This is a genomic window from Nocardia nova NBRC 15556 (genome assembly GCF_001613005.1).
Lineage (GTDB): Bacteria > Actinomycetota > Actinomycetes > Mycobacteriales > Mycobacteriaceae > Nocardia > Nocardia nova.
In genome coordinates, this window is sequence record NZ_BDBN01000121.1 from 1 (window position 1) to 20,493 (window position 20,493).

General features: G+C 69.5%; 23 protein-coding genes. 10 read left to right on the forward strand and 13 right to left on the reverse strand.

Annotation, left to right across the window (positions count from 1 at the left end; all coding sequences use genetic code 11):
* Together ureG and NN2_RS32645 are read right to left on the reverse strand one after the other, a co-directional pair.
* Nucleotides 1-675: urease accessory protein UreG (gene ureG, locus NN2_RS32640; RefSeq protein WP_063018811.1), on the reverse strand; the 675-nt coding region annotated here is incomplete at its 3' end.
* Nucleotides 676-787: 112 nt separating this feature from the next.
* The gene (locus tag NN2_RS32645; protein WP_146098587.1) at nt 788-1,423 is read right to left on the reverse strand and encodes a TetR/AcrR family transcriptional regulator; all 636 of its coding nucleotides are present in this window, start codon (nt 1,421-1,423) and stop codon (nt 788-790) included.
* 49 nt (nt 1,424-1,472) lie between these two features.
* Here NN2_RS32645 and NN2_RS32650 point away from each other — a divergent pair, with 49 nt between their 5' ends.
* Complete coding sequence (locus NN2_RS32650) at nt 1,473-2,840, forward strand: cytochrome P450 (RefSeq protein ID WP_369689974.1); 1,368 nt, start codon at nt 1,473-1,475, stop codon at nt 2,838-2,840.
* A 36-nt stretch (nt 2,841-2,876) separates the two neighbouring features.
* Here the strand turns inward: NN2_RS32650 and NN2_RS32655 are convergent, their stop codons facing one another.
* Both NN2_RS32655 and NN2_RS32660 read right to left on the reverse strand, forming a co-directional pair.
* Entirely contained in the window at nt 2,877-3,509 is a 633-nt protein-coding gene (locus tag NN2_RS32655; RefSeq protein WP_063018815.1) for an urease accessory protein UreF, read from the reverse strand.
* 48 nt (nt 3,510-3,557) lie between these two features.
* Nucleotides 3,558-4,397 (reverse strand): oxidoreductase, encoded by an 840-nt coding sequence (locus NN2_RS32660; RefSeq protein ID WP_063018817.1) that lies wholly within the window; start codon nt 4,395-4,397, stop codon nt 3,558-3,560.
* A 146-nt stretch (nt 4,398-4,543) separates the two neighbouring features.
* Between NN2_RS32660 and NN2_RS32665 the strand changes: the two genes are divergently transcribed.
* The 3 genes from NN2_RS32665 to NN2_RS32675 all read left to right on the forward strand — a co-directional run bounded on the left by NN2_RS32665 (nt 4,544) and on the right by NN2_RS32675 (nt 7,081).
* On the forward strand, nt 4,544-5,107 hold the full coding sequence (locus tag NN2_RS32665; RefSeq protein ID WP_174555042.1) for a TetR/AcrR family transcriptional regulator: 564 nt from the start codon (nt 4,544-4,546) through the stop codon (nt 5,105-5,107).
* Between the two features lie 33 nt (nt 5,108-5,140).
* On the forward strand, nt 5,141-6,115 hold the full coding sequence (locus tag NN2_RS32670; RefSeq protein WP_063018819.1) for a zinc-binding dehydrogenase: 975 nt from the start codon (nt 5,141-5,143) through the stop codon (nt 6,113-6,115).
* Nucleotides 6,116-6,253: 138 nt separating this feature from the next.
* Nucleotides 6,254-7,081, forward strand: coding sequence for an alpha/beta fold hydrolase (locus tag NN2_RS32675; RefSeq protein ID WP_063018821.1), 828 nt, complete (start codon nt 6,254-6,256; stop codon nt 7,079-7,081).
* Between the two features lie 69 nt (nt 7,082-7,150).
* On the opposite strand, the gene NN2_RS32680 is transcribed toward NN2_RS32675, so the two are convergent.
* A complete protein-coding gene (locus tag NN2_RS32680; RefSeq protein ID WP_231982862.1) occupies nt 7,151-8,017 on the reverse strand; it encodes an SDR family NAD(P)-dependent oxidoreductase in 867 nt (288 codons plus the stop codon).
* Between the two features lie 65 nt (nt 8,018-8,082).
* Nucleotides 8,083-9,609: an MFS transporter gene (locus NN2_RS32685; RefSeq protein ID WP_063018823.1), complete on the reverse strand. Its 1,527-nt coding sequence runs from the start codon at nt 9,607-9,609 to the stop codon at nt 8,083-8,085.
* Nucleotides 9,610-9,693: 84 nt separating this feature from the next.
* On the opposite strand from NN2_RS32685, the gene NN2_RS32690 reads away from it, so the two are divergent.
* Nucleotides 9,694-10,410 (forward strand): TetR/AcrR family transcriptional regulator, encoded by a 717-nt coding sequence (locus NN2_RS32690; RefSeq protein ID WP_063018825.1) that lies wholly within the window; start codon nt 9,694-9,696, stop codon nt 10,408-10,410.
* 7 nt (nt 10,411-10,417) lie between these two features.
* On the opposite strand, the gene NN2_RS32695 is transcribed toward NN2_RS32690, so the two are convergent.
* Nucleotides 10,418-10,822, reverse strand: a complete 405-nt coding sequence (locus NN2_RS32695) for a nuclear transport factor 2 family protein (protein ID WP_218022089.1) — start codon at nt 10,820-10,822, stop codon at nt 10,418-10,420.
* Nucleotides 10,823-10,930: 108 nt separating this feature from the next.
* Between NN2_RS32695 and NN2_RS32700 the strand changes: the two genes are divergently transcribed.
* Entirely contained in the window at nt 10,931-11,500 is a 570-nt protein-coding gene (locus NN2_RS32700) for a PadR family transcriptional regulator (RefSeq protein WP_063910939.1), read from the forward strand.
* Here NN2_RS32700 and NN2_RS32705 read toward each other — a convergent pair.
* From NN2_RS32705 to NN2_RS32725, 5 genes are all read right to left on the reverse strand, one after another.
* Nucleotides 11,490-12,152 carry an O-methyltransferase gene (locus tag NN2_RS32705; RefSeq protein ID WP_063018831.1) on the reverse strand — a complete coding sequence of 221 codons (663 nt, stop codon included), beginning with the start codon at nt 12,150-12,152 and terminating at the stop codon, nt 11,490-11,492. The two genes, NN2_RS32700 and NN2_RS32705, sit on opposite strands and share 11 nt — an antisense overlap.
* 68 nt (nt 12,153-12,220) lie before the next feature.
* Nucleotides 12,221-13,942 (reverse strand): urease subunit alpha, encoded by a 1,722-nt coding sequence (locus NN2_RS32710; RefSeq protein WP_063018833.1) that lies wholly within the window; start codon nt 13,940-13,942, stop codon nt 12,221-12,223.
* Nucleotides 13,942-14,328 carry an urease subunit beta gene (locus NN2_RS32715; protein WP_063018835.1) on the reverse strand — a complete coding sequence of 129 codons (387 nt, stop codon included), beginning with the start codon at nt 14,326-14,328 and terminating at the stop codon, nt 13,942-13,944. The genes NN2_RS32710 and NN2_RS32715 overlap by 1 nt, the downstream gene beginning before the upstream one ends.
* Nucleotides 14,329-14,337: 9 nt before the next feature.
* Nucleotides 14,338-14,640 (reverse strand): urease subunit gamma, encoded by a 303-nt coding sequence (locus NN2_RS32720; RefSeq protein ID WP_030517690.1) that lies wholly within the window; start codon nt 14,638-14,640, stop codon nt 14,338-14,340.
* Nucleotides 14,641-14,734: 94 nt separating this feature from the next.
* Nucleotides 14,735-15,193 (reverse strand): PaaI family thioesterase, encoded by a 459-nt coding sequence (locus NN2_RS32725; RefSeq protein ID WP_197039928.1) that lies wholly within the window; start codon nt 15,191-15,193, stop codon nt 14,735-14,737.
* Nucleotides 15,194-15,408: 215 nt separating this feature from the next.
* Here NN2_RS32725 and NN2_RS32730 point away from each other — a divergent pair, with 215 nt between their 5' ends.
* Nucleotides 15,409-15,951 (forward strand): OsmC family protein, encoded by a 543-nt coding sequence (locus NN2_RS32730; RefSeq protein WP_063018837.1) that lies wholly within the window; start codon nt 15,409-15,411, stop codon nt 15,949-15,951.
* A gap of 88 nt (nt 15,952-16,039) precedes the next feature.
* On the forward strand, nt 16,040-17,365 hold the full coding sequence (locus tag NN2_RS32735) for a bifunctional o-acetylhomoserine/o-acetylserine sulfhydrylase (RefSeq protein WP_063018859.1): 1,326 nt from the start codon (nt 16,040-16,042) through the stop codon (nt 17,363-17,365).
* A 219-nt stretch (nt 17,366-17,584) separates the two neighbouring features.
* Here NN2_RS32735 and NN2_RS32740 read toward each other — a convergent pair whose 3' ends face one another.
* A complete protein-coding gene (locus tag NN2_RS32740; protein ID WP_063018839.1) occupies nt 17,585-18,292 on the reverse strand; it encodes a hypothetical protein in 708 nt (235 codons plus the stop codon).
* A gap of 100 nt (nt 18,293-18,392) precedes the next feature.
* On the opposite strand from NN2_RS32740, the gene NN2_RS32745 reads away from it, so the two are divergent.
* Both NN2_RS32745 and NN2_RS32750 read left to right on the forward strand, forming a co-directional pair.
* On the forward strand, nt 18,393-19,463 hold the full coding sequence (locus NN2_RS32745; RefSeq protein WP_063018841.1) for a FecCD family ABC transporter permease: 1,071 nt from the start codon (nt 18,393-18,395) through the stop codon (nt 19,461-19,463).
* Nucleotides 19,460-20,493 (forward strand): FecCD family ABC transporter permease (locus tag NN2_RS32750; protein WP_063018843.1); only part of this gene is annotated, 1,034 nt, incomplete at its 3' end. The genes NN2_RS32745 and NN2_RS32750, both read left to right, overlap by 4 nt.

Below are 20,493 nucleotides of genomic sequence, written 5' to 3' on the forward strand. Positions count from 1 at the left end.
CGCCGCCGCGCGCAGCCGATCGCGCACCCACGCCAGCACCGGTGTCGCGGCCGGATCCTCGGTCAGCGAACTGAAGACGAACGGGCGACCCGCGCGCACCGCCGCGGAATCGCGCCGCATCACCTCGAGGTCGGCGCCGACCATCGGCGCCAGATCGGTCTTGTTGATCACCAGCAGATCCGAGAACGTCACGCCCGGACCACCTTTGCGCGGCACCTTGTCGCCCCCGGCCACGTCGACGACGAAGATCTGCACATCGATCAGGCCCGCGGAGAAGGTGGCGGTGAGGTTGTCGCCGCCGGATTCGACCAGAATCAGATCCAGCGGTGGATTCGCCTCGATCAGATCGTCGATGGCGTCGAGGTTGGCGGTGATGTCGTCGCGAATCGCGGTGTGCGGACAACCACCGGTCTGCACCGCGCTGATCCGTTCGTCGGGCAGAACCGCGTGCCGGCGCAGGAAGTCGGCGTCCTCGGTGGTGTAGATGTCGTTGGTCAGCACCGCCAGCGACAGTTCCGCGCGCAACTGCCGGCACAGCGCCGCGACCAGCGCCGTCTTCCCCGATCCGACCGGCCCGCCGATCCCGATGCGCACCGGCTCCCCCGGCGTCCGCACCCGCCTGGGGCGGTCATGGGCGTGATCGTGCGGTTCGCCATCGATCAGATGCGGCGGCATGAGCTCTCCTTCGGGCCTCGATTCTCGACGATCATCGTGGCCGATTCATGTGAACCCGGTGTTACCGCGCCCGACATGCGCACGGGTGCGCCGACATCCGGGCGCCCCCCGCCTAGCTCCGCGACTCGGCCGACTCGTCGGCACCGGCGGGCTGTATGGACCGCAGTGCCGCCATCCATATCACGGTGAGCTCGTCGACGAGTTCCTCACCGGTCAGCACCAGCCGCTCGGACAGCACCGCCTCTATCACGTCGAACGCGCCGCCGAGCAGGAACAGGGCCAGTGCGTGCGTGGACGGTTGTGACGACCTCGGCAGCGGCAGGGTATCGGTGATGATCTGGGCGAATTCGACCAGCAGCGTATGTCGTCGATCGCGCAGCGGGCCGTGTCCGGCCGCGCAGATCAGGATCGCGGTGGCCTTTCGCCGATCCTCGGCCACGACACCGTAACCGGCGGCGATCGCGCCCCGCACCCGTTGTTCGATGCTCTCCCCCGCTGCCACAGCCGCCACGCCGCGCGCCACGATCTCCTCCGCGACCGTGTCCACGACCGCGCACAGCAGCGCATCGAGATCGGTGAAGCTCTCGTAGAAGTAACGCGGGGTCAATTGGGCACGGCTGCATACGGATCGGACGCTGATCCCGGCCAGACCGTCCTCGTGCAGGCAGTCCAAACCGGTCTCGATCAGCACCTGCCGCCGCTGTTCACGCCGGACATGCCCGGGAACGCCCCGGTAGGTACCTGCCACAATCGCCTCCACATATTGACAACGACAACGACCATTATCAGACTACCCGGTGACACGGGACACACACACCTGGGAGACGACGATGACTCTGCTGATGCACGACCGCGCCGGCGTGCCCGGCATGCCGGGCGATTCCGGACTGCCGCTGATCGGCTACACCTTGCAGCTGGCACAGGGCACGATCCTGACCGGCGAAAGCCGCTACCGGCGGCACGGTCCGGTGTCGTGGTCGCGCGCCCTCGGCATGACATCGGTGCAGGCGATGGGCCCCGACGCCTGCGGCGAGGTGCTGCGCAATCGGGACCAGGCGTATGCGAACGGTCCCGGCTGGTCGACGTTGATCGGCCCGTTCTTCCACGGCGGTCTGATGCTCATGGATTTCGATGAGCATCATCGCCACCGCCGCATCATGCAGTCGGCGTTCACACCCCAGCGCCTGGCGGGCTATCTCGGTCCGATGAACGAGACCATCGCGGCCGGGCTGCGGCGCTGGCCCAGCTCCGGCACCCTGCGCTTCCATCCGCTGATCAAGCAGCTCACCCTCGACGTTGCGACCCGCACGTTCACCGGGACGCCGCTGGGTCCCGAGACCGACCGGGTCAATACCGCGTTCACCGATACCGTCGCCGCCACCACCGCGGCGCTCCGGCTTCCCGTGCCCGGAACACGCTGGTCACGGGGACTGAGCGGGCGGCGGGTGCTGGAGCGGTATCTGGCCCCGAGGCTCGCGGGCAAACGCGCCGGCGACGGCAACGATCTGTTCAGCGCGTTGTGTCATGCGGTCGGCCCGGACGGGGAGCGGTTCACCGACAGCGAGATCGTCGACCACATGGTCTTCCTGCTGATGGCCGCGCACGACACCGCAACGGCGACAATGACCACGATGGCCTACTACCTGGCTCGCCACCCGGAGTGGCAGGAGCGGTGCCGGGAGGAGTCTCGCGCCCTCGGGGTGGACGCGATCGACTACGCGGATCTGGACCGGCTGGAATCCCTCGACCTGGTGATGAAGGAGGCGATGCGCATCATCACCCCCGTACCCACCGTGATCCGCAAAACCGTGCGGGAGACCGAATTGCTGGGCTACCGCATTCCCGCCGACACCCTGGTCGGGGTCATGCTCTGGCATCTGCACCACATGCCGGAACTGTGGCCCGAGCCCGACCGGTTCGATCCGGAGCGTTTCGCCGAACCGCGGCGCGAAGACAAATCACATCGCTACGCCTATCTGCCCTTCGGGCACGGAGTGCACAAATGCATCGGCATGTACTTCGGCGGGATGGAGGTCAAGGCAGCGATGCATCAACTGCTGCTCCGGCAACGATGGAGCGTCGATCCGGACTACCGCATGCCCGTGCTGCTGCGCCCGCTGCCGAAACCCGGTGACGGCCTGCCCATCCGGGTGTCTCCCGCCTGATCGTCTTCGACGGGCCGGTCGCAGCCACCGCGCGGGCTAGGACGCGAACAGCGGCATCTCGCGGTCGAGGTGGCGCTGAGCGAGCACGTCACCGAGCGGGTCGGAGAGGGCGGCCGGGCCGATCGTGGCCGCCTGCGCGGTCTCGTCGCACAGTGCGGCCAGCTCCAGCGTGATCGCCGCGACGGCCGCCGGATCGAGTGCGAGCAGCCGTTGCGCCGCGGTGGCGGCTCCGGTCATCGTCGTATAGACCACGACCCCGGCGATCTCCACCGGTCGCACCGCCGCGGCCTGCCCCACCACGCCGAAGACCGTCGACAGATGTGGCCGCACGCCCGAGCTCGACCAATCATGGTGCGGCCATACCTGTTTCGCGAGCCGAAGCAGTCCGCGCCCCTGCGCCCGCGAGGCCGTGCGCGCCGCCGGCGCCGGGGTGCGAGCGTCGGCCTCCGCCTCGGCCGACGAGGGAGTCAGGGTTCCCGCACAGACGGCCGCCGACAGCGAGGCCGAGACCAGGCCCGTCGTGCGGATCCGCCGGCGCAGATAGGCCGCCACCGTGTCGAGGTCGCGCACGAGCCCGGAGGCGATCGCCTCCTCGACACCGCCGGAATGCACATGCCCGCCGATGGGCAGCCGCGAATCGGCGAGCGACATCACCATCGCGAGACTCATGGGCATCTCCTGCGGCCGGGCACGATCTCCGATCCTAGAACCGCGCGGTCAGCCGGCCGCCGCGAAGTCCGCGGCGGCGCTCATCGCGGCCCACTTCTCGGTTTCGTCGGCCCGGGCCTGCCCGGCCGCCCGCGCCGCGGCCAAGGCGTCGCTGCCCAGGAGAAGGCGGCGAGGCGGCTCCTCGGAGTCGGCCACCTCGACGATGATGCGGGCGGCGCGCGCGGGGTCGCCCGGCTGGGATCCGTCGTTGTCGCGGCGGAAGCGGTGGACGGCGCCCACCGTCGCCTCGTAATCGGCACCCACCGGATGGATGGTCATCGAGGCGCCCTGCCAGTCGGTGCGGAAGGCGCCCGGCTCGACGATCACCACCCGCACCCCGAACGGGGCGACCTCGCTCGCGAGCACTTCGGAGAATCCCTCGACCGCGAATTTCGCCGTCTGATAGGCGCCCAGCCCGGGCGAACCACCGACTCGTCCGCCGATCGAGGAGATCTGGACGAAGGTTCCCGACCGCTGGGTCCGCAGCACCGGGAGCGCCGCGCGGGTGACGTGCACGACGCCGAACAGGTTGGTCTCGACCTGCGCCCGGAAATCGTCGGCGGCCATCTCCTCGATCGGTGCACTGTCGGCGTATCCGGCGTTGTTGACCACGACGTCGAGCGAACCGAAGGTCTCCACGGCCGCGCGTACAGCCGCCTCGGCCGCCTCCGGGTCGGTGACGTCCAGCGGCACCGGCAGGATGTGCGAACCGTAGCGCCGCACCACATCGTCGAGCTGTTCGGGGCGTCGCGCACCGGCGACGACCCGGTGCCCGGCGGCCAGGGCGGCCTCGGTCAGCTCCCGTCCCAGGCCCCGCGACGCACCGGTGATCAGCCATGTTCCGGCCATAGTCGTTCCTCCGTCCCTCGTCCGGTCGCCCTCGAAGCGACCCGACTTCTTCAACTGCTACATCAATGTAGCACTTACTTCTGTTTCGGCTACTGCATTGAAGCGATTATTCTGTTATCTGCTGCTTGCATGGGTACATTGAAACCGTGAGAGCTGACGCCGCCCGCAATATCGAACTGGTGCTGACCACCGGAGCCCGGCTGCTCGCCGACGATCCGTCGGCGAGCCTGTCGGCCATCGCCGCCGCCGCCGGCGTCGACAGACGCACCGTCTACCGCCGCTTCGCCTCCCGCGACGACCTCCTCGCGGCCGTCTATCAGGCTCGATACGACGCGGTCGAGGAAGCCATCGCGAGCGCCCGGCTCCGGGAGGCGCCGGTCGCGGTCGCCCTGCACCGGTACGTCGAAGCGATCATCGGCGTCAATCGCCACTGGCCGGTGCAGACGGCGAGATTGGTGGCCGACGAGACCATTCGCGGTCGGCGCGAACCGCTGATCGCCGAGGTCGACACCTTCCTGCGCCGAGCCACCGACGAAGGCCTGCTCCGGCCCGGCCTCCCCGCGGGCTGGGTGTCGACGCTGCTGGCACAGCTGATGGTCGACGCCGCCGAGAACCTCCCCCAGTTCGATCCCGCCCGCGCGGCGGACATCGTGGTCGACACACTCCTGCACGGCGTGGGCTCCGGACCGGACAGTTCCGCGCGCACTTGACCTCAACAATGGTCGAGGTTGCAGGCTGGGCTCATGAAAGCGATACGCCTGCACGAATTCGGCCCGGCCGAGAACCTGCGCTACGAGACCGTCCCCGATCCGCGGCCGGCGGGCGGACAAGTTCGAATTACCGTGGCCGCGGCGGGAATTCACCTGGTCGACACGCATCTGCGCCGAGGCCTGCCGGGCCCTTATCCGGTGCCGCCGTTGCCGACGATCCCCGGCCGGGAGGTCGCGGGCGTCGTCGACTCGGTGGGCTCAGGTGTCGACGCGGATCTGCTGGGCGCTCGGGTCGTCACCCACCTCGGCGCAGCGCCGGGCGGTTATGCCGAACTGGCGGTCGCGGATGCCCAACGGCTGCACCGGATTCCGGACGCACTGGATCCTGGCGCGGCGGTGGCGATGATCGGCACGGGACGAACCACCCTGGGCATTCTGGGATTCGCCGAGCTCGAGCCGGGACAGCTCGCGGTGGTACCGGCGGCGGCGGGCGGGATCGGCACGCTACTCGTGCAATATCTGCGCGGCGCCGGGCTCACCGTCGTCGGACTGGCCGGTGGTCCGGCCAAGGTCGCCACGGTGGCGGCCAACGGCGCCGAGCTCGCCCTCGACTACACCGACCCGAGCTGGCCCGACGCGGTGCGCGCACGCTTCGGCGAACGGCCCGCGCACTGGATCTTCGACGGCGTCGGCGGCGCAGCGGGCCGCGCGGCGGTCGAACTGCTCGCGCCCGGCGGCGCCCATCTCGTCTTCGGCTGGAGCGATAGCGCGCTGGAACTCGACCCCGATGAACTCGCCGCCCGCGGCATCACCTCACGGTCGGTTCTGGGCCCGGACATGCTCGCACGCGGCGGCGGAATCGCGGCCCTGGAGACGCACGCGCTGGCCGCGGCCGGATCAGGGCGGCTGCGCCCGGCGGTGCACCGTTTCGCCCTCGGCGACGCCGCGGCCGCACACCGGGCCCTCGAGGACCGCGCGACCGTCGGCAAGGTCGTCCTCGAGCCGTGAGCAGTCGATAGCTGATCAATTGCTGACGTAACCGATTCGTAGCCCCTCGCCTCGGTCGCGGACCCTACGCTGGAGGTCGCGTCTCGTTCTCACGGCCCGCGACCGAGGCCGGCGGGCGCACGCGGAGGAGGTTCGTCCATGCCTGTGTGCACAACGCGTGACGAGGTCGACATCTACTACAAAGACTGGGGTTCGGGCCGCCCCGTGGTCTTCATCCACGGCTGGCCGCTCAACGCCGACGCCTGGGACGATCAGCTGAAACACGTGGCGGACAACGGCTTTCGCGGTATCGCACACGACCGCCGCGGTCACGGGCGCTCGGCACAGCCGTGGGGCGGATACGACTTCGACACCTTCGCCGACGATCTGAACGATCTGCTCACCCGGCTCGACCTGCGCGATGTCACGCTGGTGGCACATTCCATGGGCGGTGGCGAACTGGCCCGCTACATCGGCCGCCACGGCAACGGCCGGGTGCGCTCGGCGGTGTTGCTGTCGGCTATCCCGCCACTGATGGTGCGCACCGAGGGCAACCCGGAAGGCGTGCCCGACGAGGTGTTCGATCAGATCAAGAAGGGCATTCTGACCGAACGCTCGCAATTCTGGCGCGATACCTCCGAGGGCTTCTTCGGCGCCAACCGGCCGGGCACCAAGGCCACCCAGGGCAATCGCGACGCGTTCTGGTTCATGGCGATGCACGAGTCGATCGAGGCCGGGGTGCGCTGTGTCGACGCCTTCGGATACACCGACTTCACCGCCGACCTGGAGAAGTTCGACGTGCCGACTCTCATCGTGCACGGCGACGACGATCAGATCGTGCCGATCGACGCGACGGCCCGCAAGGCGGCGAAGATCATCCCGAACGCCACGCTCACCGTCTACGAGGGCGGTTCGCACGGTATCGCGCTGGTCCCCGGCGACAAGGAACGTTTCAACGCCGATCTGCTGGCGTTCCTGCAGAGCTGACACAATCCCGAGTGCTCGCGCGAATCCGGTTGTCGCGCACGGCCATCGGCGACTGTCCACGCACGCGGTTCAGGTGAATCGGATGCTGCGGGCCATCAGCCGCTGCATCGGGCCGCGGGTCAAATCCGTCCACGCCTGCAGGGGACCGCTCCACCACGGTGAGATCTCCACCGGTTTCGCGACGACGGCATGACACACCAGATCGGCGGCCTCCGAGGCGGTGAGTCCCGGCATGGAACCGAAATCGGTGGGCGCGCTCATGCGGGTGTGCACCAGCGGCATGTAGATCGAGGTGGTGGTGACGCCGTCGGCCGCCACCTCGGTCGCCACCGTGCGCAACCACTGGTCGAACGCCGCCTTCGAGGCACCGTAGGCGGCCCATCGCGGCGCCGGCGGCATGCGCAGGCCCCAGGTGGAGATGTTGACGATATGTCCGCGACCGCGCTCCCGCATCGCCGGGAGCAGGGCCAGCAGCAATCGCACGGGGCCGAGGTAGTTGATATCGATGGTCCGGGTGAAATCGTGAAAGCGATCGTAGGACTCGTCGATCGAGCGGCGAATCGATCGGCCCGCGTTGTTGATCACCACATCCACCCGCCCGTGCGTGGCGAGGATGTCGCGGGCCAATGCGTCCACCGCCTCCATATCGGTCAGGTCGGTGCTGTACGTGTGCGCGATGCCGCCGGCCGCGGTGATGTCGTCGGCCGCGGCGTCGAGTTCCGCCGCCGAGCGCGCGACCATGACCACGACGGCTCCGGCGGCGGCGAATTTGGCGGCGGTGACCTTTCCGATGCCGTGCGAGGCGCCGGTCACCAGCACGACCCGGCCCGAGACGGCCTCGCGCAGCGCCGCGTCCTGGGGCCGCGACGTGGGATACAACAAACGCGTCGCGACCCGTTCGGCCAGCGGGCGGCCCGGTGAAGCGGTATCTGTCACAGCCGAAACTGTATTGGGCCGCCTCCACCGGCGGGCCGGAATCGTCACCGTCGACCGGGAACCGGTCAGCGCGTTCCCGCCGCGGCGGTCGCGGCATCCACCGCGGTCGCGCGCCGACGCCGGCGACCCGAGGTCGCCGCGGCCGCCACCGCCATCATGATCAGCAGTGCCGCACCGACCACCAGCGCGGTGTGCATGCCGGTGACGAACGAGCTCTGCGCGGCATGGACCACCGCCGCATCGCCGCGATGGAGCACGAGCGTCTCGCCTAGCGTGTCGGCGAAATCGCCACCGGACCGGAACACCAGTGCCGCCAGCGAACCCAGCAGCGACAACCCGAGGGCGTTACCGAGTTCGAAACTCGTCTCGGAGATGCCGACCGCCGATCCCGCCCGCTCGGCCGGAACCGAGGAGACCGCGACCTCCGACACCAGGGTGAACACGATGCCGTAGCCGAGGCCCGCGATCGTGGAACCCGCGATGTACCAGCCGATTCCGCCGTCGACGCCGATGCCGAGCAGCAGCAGATTGCCGACCGCGGCGGCGCTCAGCGCCAGCACGAACGATCCGCGGGTGCCGAGCCGGCGCGCCACCCGGGCGCCACCCATCGAGCAGATGAACACCGCGATCGCCGCCGGAATACCCAGCAGCGCCGCGCCCAGGACGTCGCGCCCGGCCACCGACTGCAGATACATGCTGGTCAGATAGCTCATGCCGGCCAGCGACATCATGCCCACGGTGGACGACCCGATCGCCACCCGGAACAGGCCGCGCCGGAACAGGCTCAGATCCAGCAGCGGTTCGGCCAGGGTGCGCTGGCGCCGCACGAATGCCACCAGCACCGCGACACCGGCGAGGCCGAGCACCACCGAGATCGCGTCGACGCCCTCGGCCGCGGCCCGTTTCACCGCGTACACCAGCGGCAGGATACCGCCGATGGACATGATCACGCTCACCGGATCCAGCGGTCCGCGACCGGCGGAGCGGTGTTCGGGCAGCAGCAGCGGTCCCAGCGCCAGCAGCACCAGCAACACCGGCGTGTTGATCAGGAAGATCGAGCCCCACCAGAACTTGTGCAGCAGCAAGCCGCCGATCACCGGCCCCACCGCGGAACCACCCGCGAAGAACGCCGTCCAGACGCCGATGGCGGTGCCGCGGGCCCGGGCGTCGGGGAACAGACTCGAGATCAGCGCCAGGCTCGACGGCAGCAGCGTCGCACCGCCGACACCCATCAGCGCGCGCGCCGCGATCAGCACGCCGGCGCTGGGCGCGAAGGCCGCCAGCAGAGAGGCGATGCCGAAAACCGTTGCGCCGGCGAGCAATATGTTGCGCCGGCCGATGCGGTCACCGAGATTGCCCATGGTGATCAGCAGTCCGGCGATCATGAATCCGTAGATGTCGAGAATCCACAGCTGCTGTTCGGCCGAGGGGTCCAGATGCTCGGTCAGCGTCGGCATCGCCAGATACAGCACCGACATATCCATCGACACCAGCAGCACCGGCAGGATCAACACGGCCAGACCCAGCCACACCCGCCGGGGGGTTGCGCTCGGCGCGGTATGGGCCGCCGCCGAGGTCTCAATGCCGACCATCACCTATCCTTCATCTCGTGCGTACGTCGTACGCGACCGGGGTACAGCGTACGCATCCGGCCGCAGAAAGGAAAGCGAGTTTCGATGCCGAAACCTTCCCACCCATCCTCACCTGCGACGCCAGGCTCTTCGAGCCGGTCGCAGCCCGAGCGGCTGACGCGAGCGGCGATCGTCGACACCGCCATCGCGCTGGCGGACGCGGACGGCATCGACGGATTGTCCATGCGCCGCATCGCCGAGCGGATGGGCGTGGGCGCGATGTCGCTGTATCGGCACGTACCGAACAAGGACGCACTGCTGGCCGATATGACCGACGAGGTCGCGCGGCGCTACCCGTATCCGGCGCCGGAAGCGGACTGGACCTGGCGCGACCGGGTCCGCGCGGCCGCCGATATCGACTGGCAGCTCTACCGGCTGCATCCGTGGGTGCTGTTCACCTTCGCGGTGCCGCGCTACAACTTCGGCCCGCACAGCCTGGCGTGCCTGGGCTGGCTGACCGAAGGTTTCCTCGAGCTGACCGATGATCGCCGCGAGGCCACCGCGATGGCGCTCGAGGTCTGGAGTTATATCGCCGGCATCGCCCTCCAGCAGGTCAGCGCCACCATCCTGGCCGCCCGCGAGGACGAGCACGACGAATCCTCCGGGCTGACAGCACTTCTGGAGGGCACCCCGCGCTGGCCGAGCCCGCCCGCGCTGGCGCCCCTCGAAGGCACCGGACTCGGCGATCTGCTCGATCCGGTGCGGCAATTGCATTCGGGCCTGTCGGCGCTGTGCGACGGTTTCGCCGCACGCCACGGCTGATCGGCGGTCAGTAGTACGAACGGCCCTGTGTGCCACCGGAGACCGACCACACCTCCACGATCAACCCCTCCCCGACGCGCAGGATATCGGTGCCGCTCACCGCGATCTCACCGTCCGCCACCGGACGACGCGAACCGTAGGGCCGCGCCACGATCCCGGTACGGCGGTCGTCGATCTCGACGACCGCCTCGCCCTGGGTTTCGAATCGCTGCCCGGGCGCGGCCGCGCGGAAGGCCGCGATCTGCCGCGCGAACGTCTCCGGGTCGTGAATGCTGTCGTAGGCCTCGGCGCCCGGCTGGGCGTAGCGAAGTGTGAAGTGCGGGGCCATGATTCGGTTCGCGAGTTCCAGCTCCCCGTTCCACATCGCCGTCCATCGGTCGAACAGTTCGATGCCGTACGCGCGCATGTCCACTCCAATAGTCTCATTGATACGGTATGACGGATATGAAGCTATAGTCTCAGTGAGACCGTGTCAAATGCCGTGCCGAACCGAGACGTGCCGAACCGAAAGCTGACGACCATGCCGGATCTGGGAGCGCAGGACCATATCGTGCTCGGGCTCATCGCCCGGCACGGACCGCTCACCCCCTACGAGCTCAAAGCGCGCATGGAGGAGAGCGTCGACTACTTCTGGCCGGTGCCGCATGCGCAGCTCTACCGCATTCCGGCCCGGCTGGCCGAGCGCGGCCTGCTGCACGAGGACGCCGAGGAGACCGGCCGCCGGCGCCGGGTTTTCCAGCTCACCGACGCCGGACGCGAGGCGTTACGCGCGTGGCTGGCCGACCCGCAGTGCGCGCCGCCGGAGACGCGCGATCCGGCGCAGGTGAAATTGTTCTTCGCCGACCTCGGCGCACCCGAGGACGTGGTCGCCCTGGCCCGCCGCCAGGCAGCCGAGCACCGCCGCTGGCTCGACCGCTACCGCGCCATGCACGCCGAGATCGATCCGGCCGATACGGTGCGCGCCCAATCCCGTTCCCGCATCTTGGAACTGGGGATCGGCCACGAACAGGCGTACGTGGACTTCTGGACCGAACTCGCCGACCACCCCGACCGGATCGGGCACGGCGATTCGGCATCGGTCAACCGGTGACCACGGCGTAGGCGAAGCCGTCCCAGCCTTTGCTGCCCACGGTCTGCAGCACGGTGGCCTCGAGCCGCGGCTCGTCGGCGAGCAGTCGCAGCGCTTCCCGGGCCCCGCGGACCGCGGGGTCGCCGGGGTCGCCGTCGGCCAGGGCGCCGCGGCGCACGACATTGTCGACGATGATCACCGAACCGGGGCGGGTCAGCCGCAGCGCCCACTGCACATAGTTGGCGTTGTTGACCTTGTCGGCGTCGATGAAGACCAGGTCGAAGGGCTCGCCGTGGTCCTCGGCGACTCCGGGCAGGGTGTCCAGCGCGGCGCCGACCCGGATCTCCACTCGTTCCCCCACCCCCTTGCGATCGAGGTTGGCGCGGGCCACCTCGGCGTGGTGCGGATCGTATTCCAGCGTCACGACGCGCCCCTGAGAGCCCACCGCACGCGCCAGCCACAGCGTGCTGAACCCGCCGAGCGTCCCGATCTCGAGCACACGCCGCGCCCCGGCCGAGAGCGCGAGCAGATACAGGAATTTGCCCTGCGCCGGCGAGACGTCGATGGGCGGCAGGCCCGCCTCGGAATTCGCCTGCGCCACATCGGAATCGGCGTCACCGATCAACGTGTCCACGACGTAGCGGTCGACCTCGCCCCATGCGGCATTCGTCATATCGGCCAGTGTGCCACCGCGACCGCACCGGCGCAGCGCCGCCGACGGGGCCGGCGGCGAGGCGAGGTTCAGAACAGGAAGTAGCGCTGTGCCATCGGCAACTCCGTGGCGGGCTGCTGGTCCCACACCTCGCCGTCGATGCGCACGGTGAAGGTGTCGGGTTCCACCTCGATACGCGGCATCGCGTCGTTGAGCGGCAGATCGCTCTTGGTGCGGCGGCGTACATCGGCCACCGGCACCAGTTTCCGCCGCACCTGCAGCCGCTCGGCCAGCCCGTCCTCGACCGCCTGCGGGGAGACGAAATGCAGCGACGCGCCCGCCGCCACCACGGGTGCGGCGCCGAACATCGGCCGCGGCAGCACCGGCTGCGGTGTCGGAATCGAGGCGTTGGCATCGCCCATCGCCGCCCAGGCGATCGCGCCGCCCTTGAGCACCGCATGCGGGCGGACACCGAAGAAGGCCGGCTCCCACAGCACCAGATCGGCCAGTTTGCCGACTTCCACCGACCCGATCTCGTGGTCCAGGCCGTGCGTCACCGCCGGGCAGATCGTGTATTTCGCGATGTAGCGGCGCACCCGGTGGTTGTCGGCGGCCCCGTCACCGGGCAGCGCGCCGCGGCGGCGCTTCATCATGTGCGCGGTCTGCCAGGTCCGCATCACCACCTCCCCGATGCGGCCCATCGCCTGCGAATCCGAGCCGATCATGGAGATCGCGCCCAGATCGTGCAGCAGATCCTCGGCCGCGATGGTCGAGGGCCGGATCCGGCTCTCGGCGAAGGCGAGATCCTCGGGCACGGCCGGATTGAGGTGGTGGCACACCATCAACATGTCCAAATGCTCGTCGAGGGTGTTGACCGTATGCGGGCGAGTCGGATTGGTGGAGCTGGGCATCACATTCGGGTGCGAGGCGACGGTGATGATGTCCGGCGCGTGCCCGCCGCCGGCGCCCTCGGTGTGATACGAGTGGATGGCCCGCCCGGCGATCGCGGCGAGGGTGTCCTCGACGAATCCCGCCTCGTTGAGCGTATCCGAATGCAGCGCGACCTGAACCCCCGCGGCGTCGGCCACCCGCAGGCAGGCGTCGATCGCCGCCGGGGTGGTCCCCCAGTCCTCGTGCAGCTTGAATCCGCCCGCGCCACCGCGCAATTGCTCCCACATCGCCTCGGGGCGCACGGTGTTGCCCTTGCTCAGCAGCAGGATGTTGACCGGCCAGCCGTCGGTGGCCTCGAGCATGCGGCCCAGATGCCAGGCGCCGGGAGTGACGGTGGTGGCCTTGGAGCCCTCGGCCGGTCCGGTTCCGCCCCCGATCAAGGTGGTGATACCGCCGCCGAGCGCCTCGTCGAGCAACTGCGGGCAGATGAAATGCACGTGGCAGTCGATCGCGCCGGCGGTGAGGATGCGGCCGTTGCCGGCGATGATCTCCGTCGACGGGCCCACCACCAGATCCGGATGCACACCGTCCATGGTCTCCGGATTGCCGGCCTTGCCGATCGCGCAGATGCGGCCGTCGCGAATGCCGATGTCGGCCTTGACGATTCCCCAGTAGTCGACGATCACGGCCCCGGTGATCACGGTGTCCGGGGTGCCCTCGGCGCGGGTGGCGCGGGCCTGGCCCATCGATTCGCGCAGCACCTTGCCGCCACCGAAGACGGCCTCGTCACCGGCCAGACCGGGTCCGCCGCAGCGGTCTTCGGTGATCTCGATCAGAAGATCGGTGTCGGCGAGGCGAATTCGATCGCCGACCGTGGGGCCGAACAGCGTGGCGTAGCGGGCGCGGGACAGTTCCGCCATCAGTCGACCGGCCTTCCGTCTGTCTCATCGGACCGGTTCGCCACCGGGCCGAGCGGTCCCGGCGCGTCCGGGCCGATCCCGTACACCTCGCGGCTACCGCCCAGCGGCACCAGCGAAACACACTGCGCCAGGCCGGGTTCGAAGCGCACGGCGGTACCGGCCGGAATGTCGAGGCGGCGGCCGTGCGCCACGGCCCGGTCGAAGTCGAGGGCCGTGTTGGCCTGTGGGAAGTGCACGTGACTGCCCACCTGCACCGGCCGGTCGCCGGTATTGACCACCTCGAGTTCGATCCGGTCGGCGCCGGCATTGATCTCGATGAGGCCGGCGGCGAGCAGATACTCGCCCGGCACCGGGCCGGAGCCGCTCTCGGCGGATATCGCGCTCATCGGTGCCCCTCAGCCGATCGGGTGATGCACGGTCACCAGTTTCGTGCCGTCGGGAAAGGTGGCCTCGACCTGCACGTCGGCGATCATCTCGGGAACACCCGCCATGACGTCGTCGCGGGTGAGCACGGTGCGGCCCGAGGACATCAGTTCGGCGACGGTGCGGCCGTCCCGGGCGCCCTCGAGGACGTGGTCGGTGATGATCGCGACCGCCTCGGGATGGTTGAGTTTCAGCCCCCGAGCCTGCCGCCGGCGCGCCAGTTCGGCCGCGTAGCTGAGCATCAGCCGTTCCTGCTCGTGCGGTGACAGACGCACATCGACTCCTCGGCTGCTCGGGCGTACGGTGCTCGATATCTTGGCACGGCCGTACCGAGTGCGCTCGCCGGGACGGGCGCTCGCCTCGGCGGCGTCAGGCCTTGGCCGCCCCGTCCGCGGTGAGGTTCTGCAGCCGCACCTGGCCGCGCGCGACCACCCGGTCCTGCTCGTCGGTGATCTGCACCTGCCACAGCTGCTGCGAGCGGCCCTGGTGAATCGGGGTGGCGACACCGCGCAGGCTGCCCTCTCGGACTGCGCGCAGGAAGTCGGTGTTGTTGTTGACGCCGACCACATGACCGCGGTCACCGAACCACACGCCGCCGCCGACACTGGCCAGCGTTTCGATGATCGTGCAGTACACCCCGCCGTTGACGATGCCCGCGGGCTGATGCAGCTGCGGCGAGACCACCCACTCCCCGACCACACGATCGGGCCCGACCTCGGTGTACTTCAGACCGATGAGGTCGGTGAAGGTCCCCTCGCTGTAGCGGGTCATCTGCTCGGGCGTGACATCCGCCAGGGAGCGAGCCTCGAATCGGTCGTGCTGTGTCATAGAAAAACACTTACACCACCTGAGTACCGGCCGGTACGGCGGTGCCGCGCGCGCCCGGCCACCCAGGTGCCGGGTAATCGAGCAGCACACCGGCGGCACAATGTGAAAATCGTTGTACCGCAGCGGCATACGCACTCACGGCGATCCGGCTACGGTTGCGATCACGGCGAGCGCAACCCTCGCTCCGGCCCCCGCGCCGCCCTACCGTGGCGGCCATGACAGCCGCATCGGACACTCCGCTCAACGACATCGTCGACGCCACCGCACAGGCCGTGGCCGGCGATCCGGCGAAGGCGCAGGTCCTGTTTTCCGCTGCCGGAGTCGCGGAGGGCGCCGTCGGCAGCGCCGTCACGGCCGGCACGTATACGGTCCGGGTGGACGAGCCGGCCGCGCTGGGCGGCGCGGGCACCGCGCCGAATCCGGTCGAGTTCTATCTGGCGGCGCTGATCTCGTGTCAGGTGGTGACCTACCGGTTCTGGGCGCAACGTCTCGGCATCGTCGTCGACGATCTGCGCATCGAGGCCGAGGGCGACCTCGACGTGCGCGGCTTCTTCGGACTCGACGACAGCGTGCGCGCCGGGTTCCAGCAGGTCCGGGTGAATGTGCACATTCGTGGTCCGGAGCCGGCGCAGCGCTACGCTGAACTGCAGGCCGCCGTGGACGCTCACTGCCCGGTTCTCGATATCTCCACCGGGCCGACGCCCGTGCTGACCACACTGATCACACCGGAGTTGGAAAACTCCGCAGTTCCCGCCTGATTCTTCACGAATCGGGCATTCTGGGGCGGCGCACCGCCGCCTCGTGCGCGACGATCCATCCCATCTACACATTTTGGAGCTGAAACCCATGACCGACTCCGTCGAGCCGAACGATCCGGCGCAGAACTGGAGCTTCGAGACCAAGCAGGTCCACGTCGGCCAGATTCCCGACGGCACCACCAACGCTCGCGCGCTGCCGATCTACCAGACCACCTCCTACACCTTCCGCGATACCGATCACGCGGCGGCGCTGTTCGGTCTGGCCGAGCCCGGCAACATCTACACGCGCATCATGAACCCCACCCAGGACGCGGTCGAGCAGCGCATCGCCGCCCTCGAGGGTGGTGTGGCGGCGCTGCTGCTCTCCTCGGGCCAGGCCGCCGAAACCTTCGCGATCCTCAACATCGCGGGCGCCGGTGACCACATCGTGTCGAGTCCGCGCCTCTACGGCGGCACCTACAACCTGTTCCACTACACGCTGCCGAAGCTGGGCATCGAGGTGTCGTTCGTCGAAGATCCCGACGATCTGGACCAGTGGCGCGCCGCGATCCGCCCGAACACCAAAGCGATCTACGGCGAGACCGTGTCCAACCCGCAGAACCACATCCTGGACCTGCCGGGCCTGGCCGAGGTCGCCCACACCGCCGGTGTGCCGTTCATCGTGGACAACACGGTGCCGACCCCGTACCTGATCCAGCCGCTGAAGCACGGCGCCGACATCGTCGTGCACTCGGCGACGAAGTACCTCGGCGGCCACGGCGCCGCGATCGCCGGTGTGATCGTCGACGGCGGCACCTTCGACTGGACGGTGACCGACGAGCAGGGCAACTCGCGCTTCCCCGGCTTCACCACCCCGGATCCCAGCTACCACGGCGCGGTGTTCGCCGATCTGGGTGCGCCGGCCTACGCACTGAAGGCACGCGTGCAGTTGCTGCGTGACCTCGGCTCCGCGGTGGCCCCGTTCAACGCGTTCCTGATCGCCCAAGGTCTCGAGACGCTGAGCCTGCGGGTGGAACGGCATGTCGCCAACGCGCAGGCGGTCGCGGAATTCCTCACCGAGCGGCCCGAGGTGACCAGCGTCTTCTACGCGGGCCTGCCGTCGTCGCCGTGGTACGAGCGCGGCCGGGAACTGGCCCCGAAGGGCACCAGCGCGATCGTCGGCTTCGAGCTGGCGGGCGGCGTGGACGCGGGTAAGCGGTTCGTCGACGCGCTGACCCTGCACAGCCATGTCGCCAATATCGGCGATGTGCGTTCGCTGGTCATTCACCCGGCCTCGACCACGCATTCGCAGCTGACGCCCGAGGAGCAGCTGGCCGCGGGTGTGACGCCGGGCCTGGTCCGGCTCGCGGTGGGCATCGAGGGGATCGAGGACATCCTCGCCGACCTGCGGACCGGTTTCGCCGCCACGCACTAGTTCTCGCCGATGCCCGGTTCGCCGCCCCCGGCGGCGGGCCGGGCATCGTCGTGTCAGCGAAACACGCACCGGCACTTCGAGATTCGGGCGCGGGAGCTGGAAACGACGCGACGGGCCCTTCGTGACGAAGGGCCCGCCGCGGGCAGTGGACCGGGGGAGTCGACCGCAGCCCTCGGGACTCTCGCTCGATCCGGACGCCGAGTTGAGTGTAGGTCAGGCTTACCTAACCAAGCAAGAGCGACGCACCGGCAACCCGCGATCGGCCAATGCCAGTAGCAACGCCTGCCCCCGCTCGATCCCGGCATCCGCGCCGGTCCGCGCCAGTTCCGGAACATAGGTGGCCGCGCCCACGACGGTTTCGCCCACGAGATTCCAGAATCGCGCCCGGCTCAGCCCCGCGCAGCGCTGCAGGCTCTCACACACCAAGGTCAGCGCCGCCTCGCAGCGATGCGCCAGCCACACCGACAGCGCCCGATCACACGGCAGCGTCACCACACCCGGCCGCCCTGCCAGCGGATCACCCGCCACCACGCGAATCGTCGTGTCCGACAGGCCCGCCCAGTCCAGCCCGCCGTCGCTGTCGCTGTGCACCCACAGATTCTCGAGCCCCGGATCCCAGGCGCGGTTGTCGCAGACCATCAGCGCGACCACCCGGCCGACCACGGCATGGATCAGCGCGGTGGCGACCACCTCGGCGGCGATCTCGGCGCTGACCATCTCCGCCGCATGCCGGCGATACATCAGCTCGATGCGACCTTCACGCACCCCGTCGGCCAGTCGCCACCACCGCCGACGGCCCTGTTCGGCCATCGCCGCCATGGCGTAGACGCGCGGATGCCCGGGCTGCAACGCGCGCAGCCGGACGCAGATCTGTTCGAACGCCGGCTCCGGACGGCGAGCCGGGAAAATCGTCACTGGTTCGGACATCGAACCCCCTCAACGTTCGGCATTGCGGTCGGCAACGAAAGATAGGTTAGGCTTACCAGAGTTGTACGGCGACAGGTCGCTGCGCAAGTGTTCGATCGCCATGAAACGCGTCACCCAGGAGTCGTTCGCCGCCGTGTCCGCCGCAGTCATCACCCCCCGTCGCCGTGCGACCGGCCTGGCACTCCTGGCCGGGGTGCTGCTGCTCGCGGTCGTCGCCGGACTCGCCGTCGGCGCGAAATCCCTGTCCCCGGCCGAGATCTGGCACGCCGTCTCCTGTCCGGACGGCGTGCCGTTCACCTGCCCCGCGGACGGGCAGGCCGACCGGATCGTGCGCGAATTGCGCCTGCCCCGAACGGTTCTCGCACTGCTCACCGGCGCCGCACTCGGTATCGCCGGTGCGCTGATCCAGGGCTACACGCGCAATCCGCTCGCCGATGCGGGATTGCTGGGTCTCAACGCGGGTGCGGCGTTCCTGGCCGCGCTCGGCATCCATCTGTTCGCGCTCACCCAGCCGAGCCAGTACATCTGGTTCGCCTTCGCCGGAGCACTGGCGGCCGGGGTGGTGGTGTTCGGCGCATCGGCGAGCGGCGGCAGCCGATCCACCCCGTTGACGCTGGTCCTGGCCGGTGCGGCGGTCACTGCGCTGCTGCAGGCGCTGACCAACGCGGTGATCCTGCTCGATCCGGCCGCGCTGGACACCTACCGCTTCTGGGTGGTCGGCACTCCCGCCGGACACGAACCCGCGGTCGCGGCCCAGGTGGTGCCGTTCATCCTGGCGGGAACGGTGCTGGCGATCCTGGCCGCGCCCGGGCTCAACGCGATCGGACTCGGCGAAGATGTCGCGCGCGGGCTCGGGGTGAACATCGCGCGCAACCGCGCGATCGGGCTCATCGCGGTGGTGCTGCTGACCGGCGCCGCGACGGCCGCGGTCGGCCCGATCGCCTTTCTCGGATTGGTCGTTCCGCACCTGGGCCGCATGATCACCGGCCCGGATCACCGCTGGCTGATTCCGTATTCGGCGCTGCTCGGGGCGATCGTGCTGCTGTTGGCCGATGTCGTCGGCCGGGTGATCGCGCCGCCCGGCGAGTTGCAGGCCGGTATCGTGCTGGCCGCGATCGGCGCACCCTGTTTCATCGCCCTGGTGCGCCGCCGGAAGGTGGCCGAATTGTGAACGCGCGCAGCGATATCCGCACCTCCGGGGCCGGCACGGAATCGGGTACCGAGCCAGGGGACGGAGACCGACGGGCCGGGGACGCCGGCAGCGAAGCGGCGGCCGGCTCGGTCGGCGATTCGACGAGCGCTCCCGGCGCGGACCGACCCGGCGTGGCGCTGGCACGGGTCCGGCCGGCCGTCCGGGTCGCCGGAATGTCTGCGGTCCTTCGCCTTTCGATGCTGCTGACGTTGCTGGCCCTCGCCGCCACGATCGTGGTGCTGTTCGTAGTGGACATCTCCGTCGGCGACTATCACATCGCCCTCGCGCGGGTGCTGGACGTGCTGACCGGCGGCGGCACCCGTTCGCAACGCTACGTCGTCATGGAATCGCGGCTGCCACGCGCGGTGACCGCGCTGGTGGCCGGAGCGGCGCTCGGCATCGCGGGCGCGATCACGCAGTCGATCCTGCACAATCCGCTCGCGAGCCCCGACGTCCTCGGCATCACCTCCGGGGCGAGCTTCGCCGCGGTCGCCGTGCTGGCCGGTGCGGGCGGCACCGCCACCGGAATCGTCGCGTCGCTGGGCGTTCCGCTCGCGGCGCTCGCGGGTGGACTGGCCACGGCCGCATTGATCGGCGTCCTGGCGCTGGGCCGCAACAGCGGCGGCGACACCGGACTGAGCGGAATGCGGTTCATCCTCATCGGGATCGGGGTCAACGCGCTGCTGCTGGCCGGTATCAACTGGCTCGTCACGCGGGCGAGCCTCGACGACGCCGCCCGGGCGCAACTGTGGCTCACCGGCTCGCTCAACGGCGCGGACTGGAACCGGACGAGTGCGGCGGCGGCCGGACTCGTCGTCGTGGTTCTCATCGCGGCGGGTTCGGCGCGCACCCTGGCCGCACTGCGCTTCGGCTCCGACACCACTCGCGCGCTCGGTGTGCGCGTACAGACCCAGCAGTTGGTGCTGATCGGCGCCGCGGTGGCGGCGGCTGCCCTGGCCACCGCGGCGGTCGGCCCGCTGGCCTTCGTCGGGCTGGCCGCGCCGCAGAT

Bases quoted from the DNA above. Each gene is read 5' to 3' on its own strand.
- NN2_RS32655 (WP_063018815.1), bottom strand. From the start codon at position 3,509: ATGAGTCTCGCGATGGTGATGTCGCTCGCCGATTCGCGGCTGCCCATC.
- NN2_RS32660 (WP_063018817.1), bottom strand. From the start codon at position 4,397: ATGGCCGGAACATGGCTGATCACCGGTGCGTCGCGGGGCCTGGGACGG.
- NN2_RS32670 (WP_063018819.1), top strand. From the start codon at position 5,141: ATGAAAGCGATACGCCTGCACGAATTCGGCCCGGCCGAGAACCTGCGC.
- NN2_RS32675 (WP_063018821.1), top strand. From the start codon at position 6,254: ATGCCTGTGTGCACAACGCGTGACGAGGTCGACATCTACTACAAAGAC.
- NN2_RS32685 (WP_063018823.1), bottom strand. From the start codon at position 9,609: ATGGTCGGCATTGAGACCTCGGCGGCGGCCCATACCGCGCCGAGCGCA.
- NN2_RS32690 (WP_063018825.1), top strand. From the start codon at position 9,694: ATGCCGAAACCTTCCCACCCATCCTCACCTGCGACGCCAGGCTCTTCG.
- NN2_RS32700 (WP_063910939.1), top strand. From the start codon at position 10,931: ATGCCGGATCTGGGAGCGCAGGACCATATCGTGCTCGGGCTCATCGCC.
- NN2_RS32705 (WP_063018831.1), bottom strand. From the start codon at position 12,152: ATGACGAATGCCGCATGGGGCGAGGTCGACCGCTACGTCGTGGACACG.
- NN2_RS32710 (WP_063018833.1), bottom strand. From the start codon at position 13,942: ATGGCGGAACTGTCCCGCGCCCGCTACGCCACGCTGTTCGGCCCCACG.
- NN2_RS32715 (WP_063018835.1), bottom strand. From the start codon at position 14,328: ATGAGCGCGATATCCGCCGAGAGCGGCTCCGGCCCGGTGCCGGGCGAG.
- NN2_RS32725 (WP_197039928.1), bottom strand. From the start codon at position 15,193: ATGACACAGCACGACCGATTCGAGGCTCGCTCCCTGGCGGATGTCACG.
- NN2_RS32730 (WP_063018837.1), top strand. From the start codon at position 15,409: ATGACAGCCGCATCGGACACTCCGCTCAACGACATCGTCGACGCCACC.
- NN2_RS32735 (WP_063018859.1), top strand. From the start codon at position 16,040: ATGACCGACTCCGTCGAGCCGAACGATCCGGCGCAGAACTGGAGCTTC.
- NN2_RS32740 (WP_063018839.1), bottom strand. From the start codon at position 18,292: ATGTCCGAACCAGTGACGATTTTCCCGGCTCGCCGTCCGGAGCCGGCG.
- NN2_RS32745 (WP_063018841.1), top strand. From the start codon at position 18,393: ATGAAACGCGTCACCCAGGAGTCGTTCGCCGCCGTGTCCGCCGCAGTC.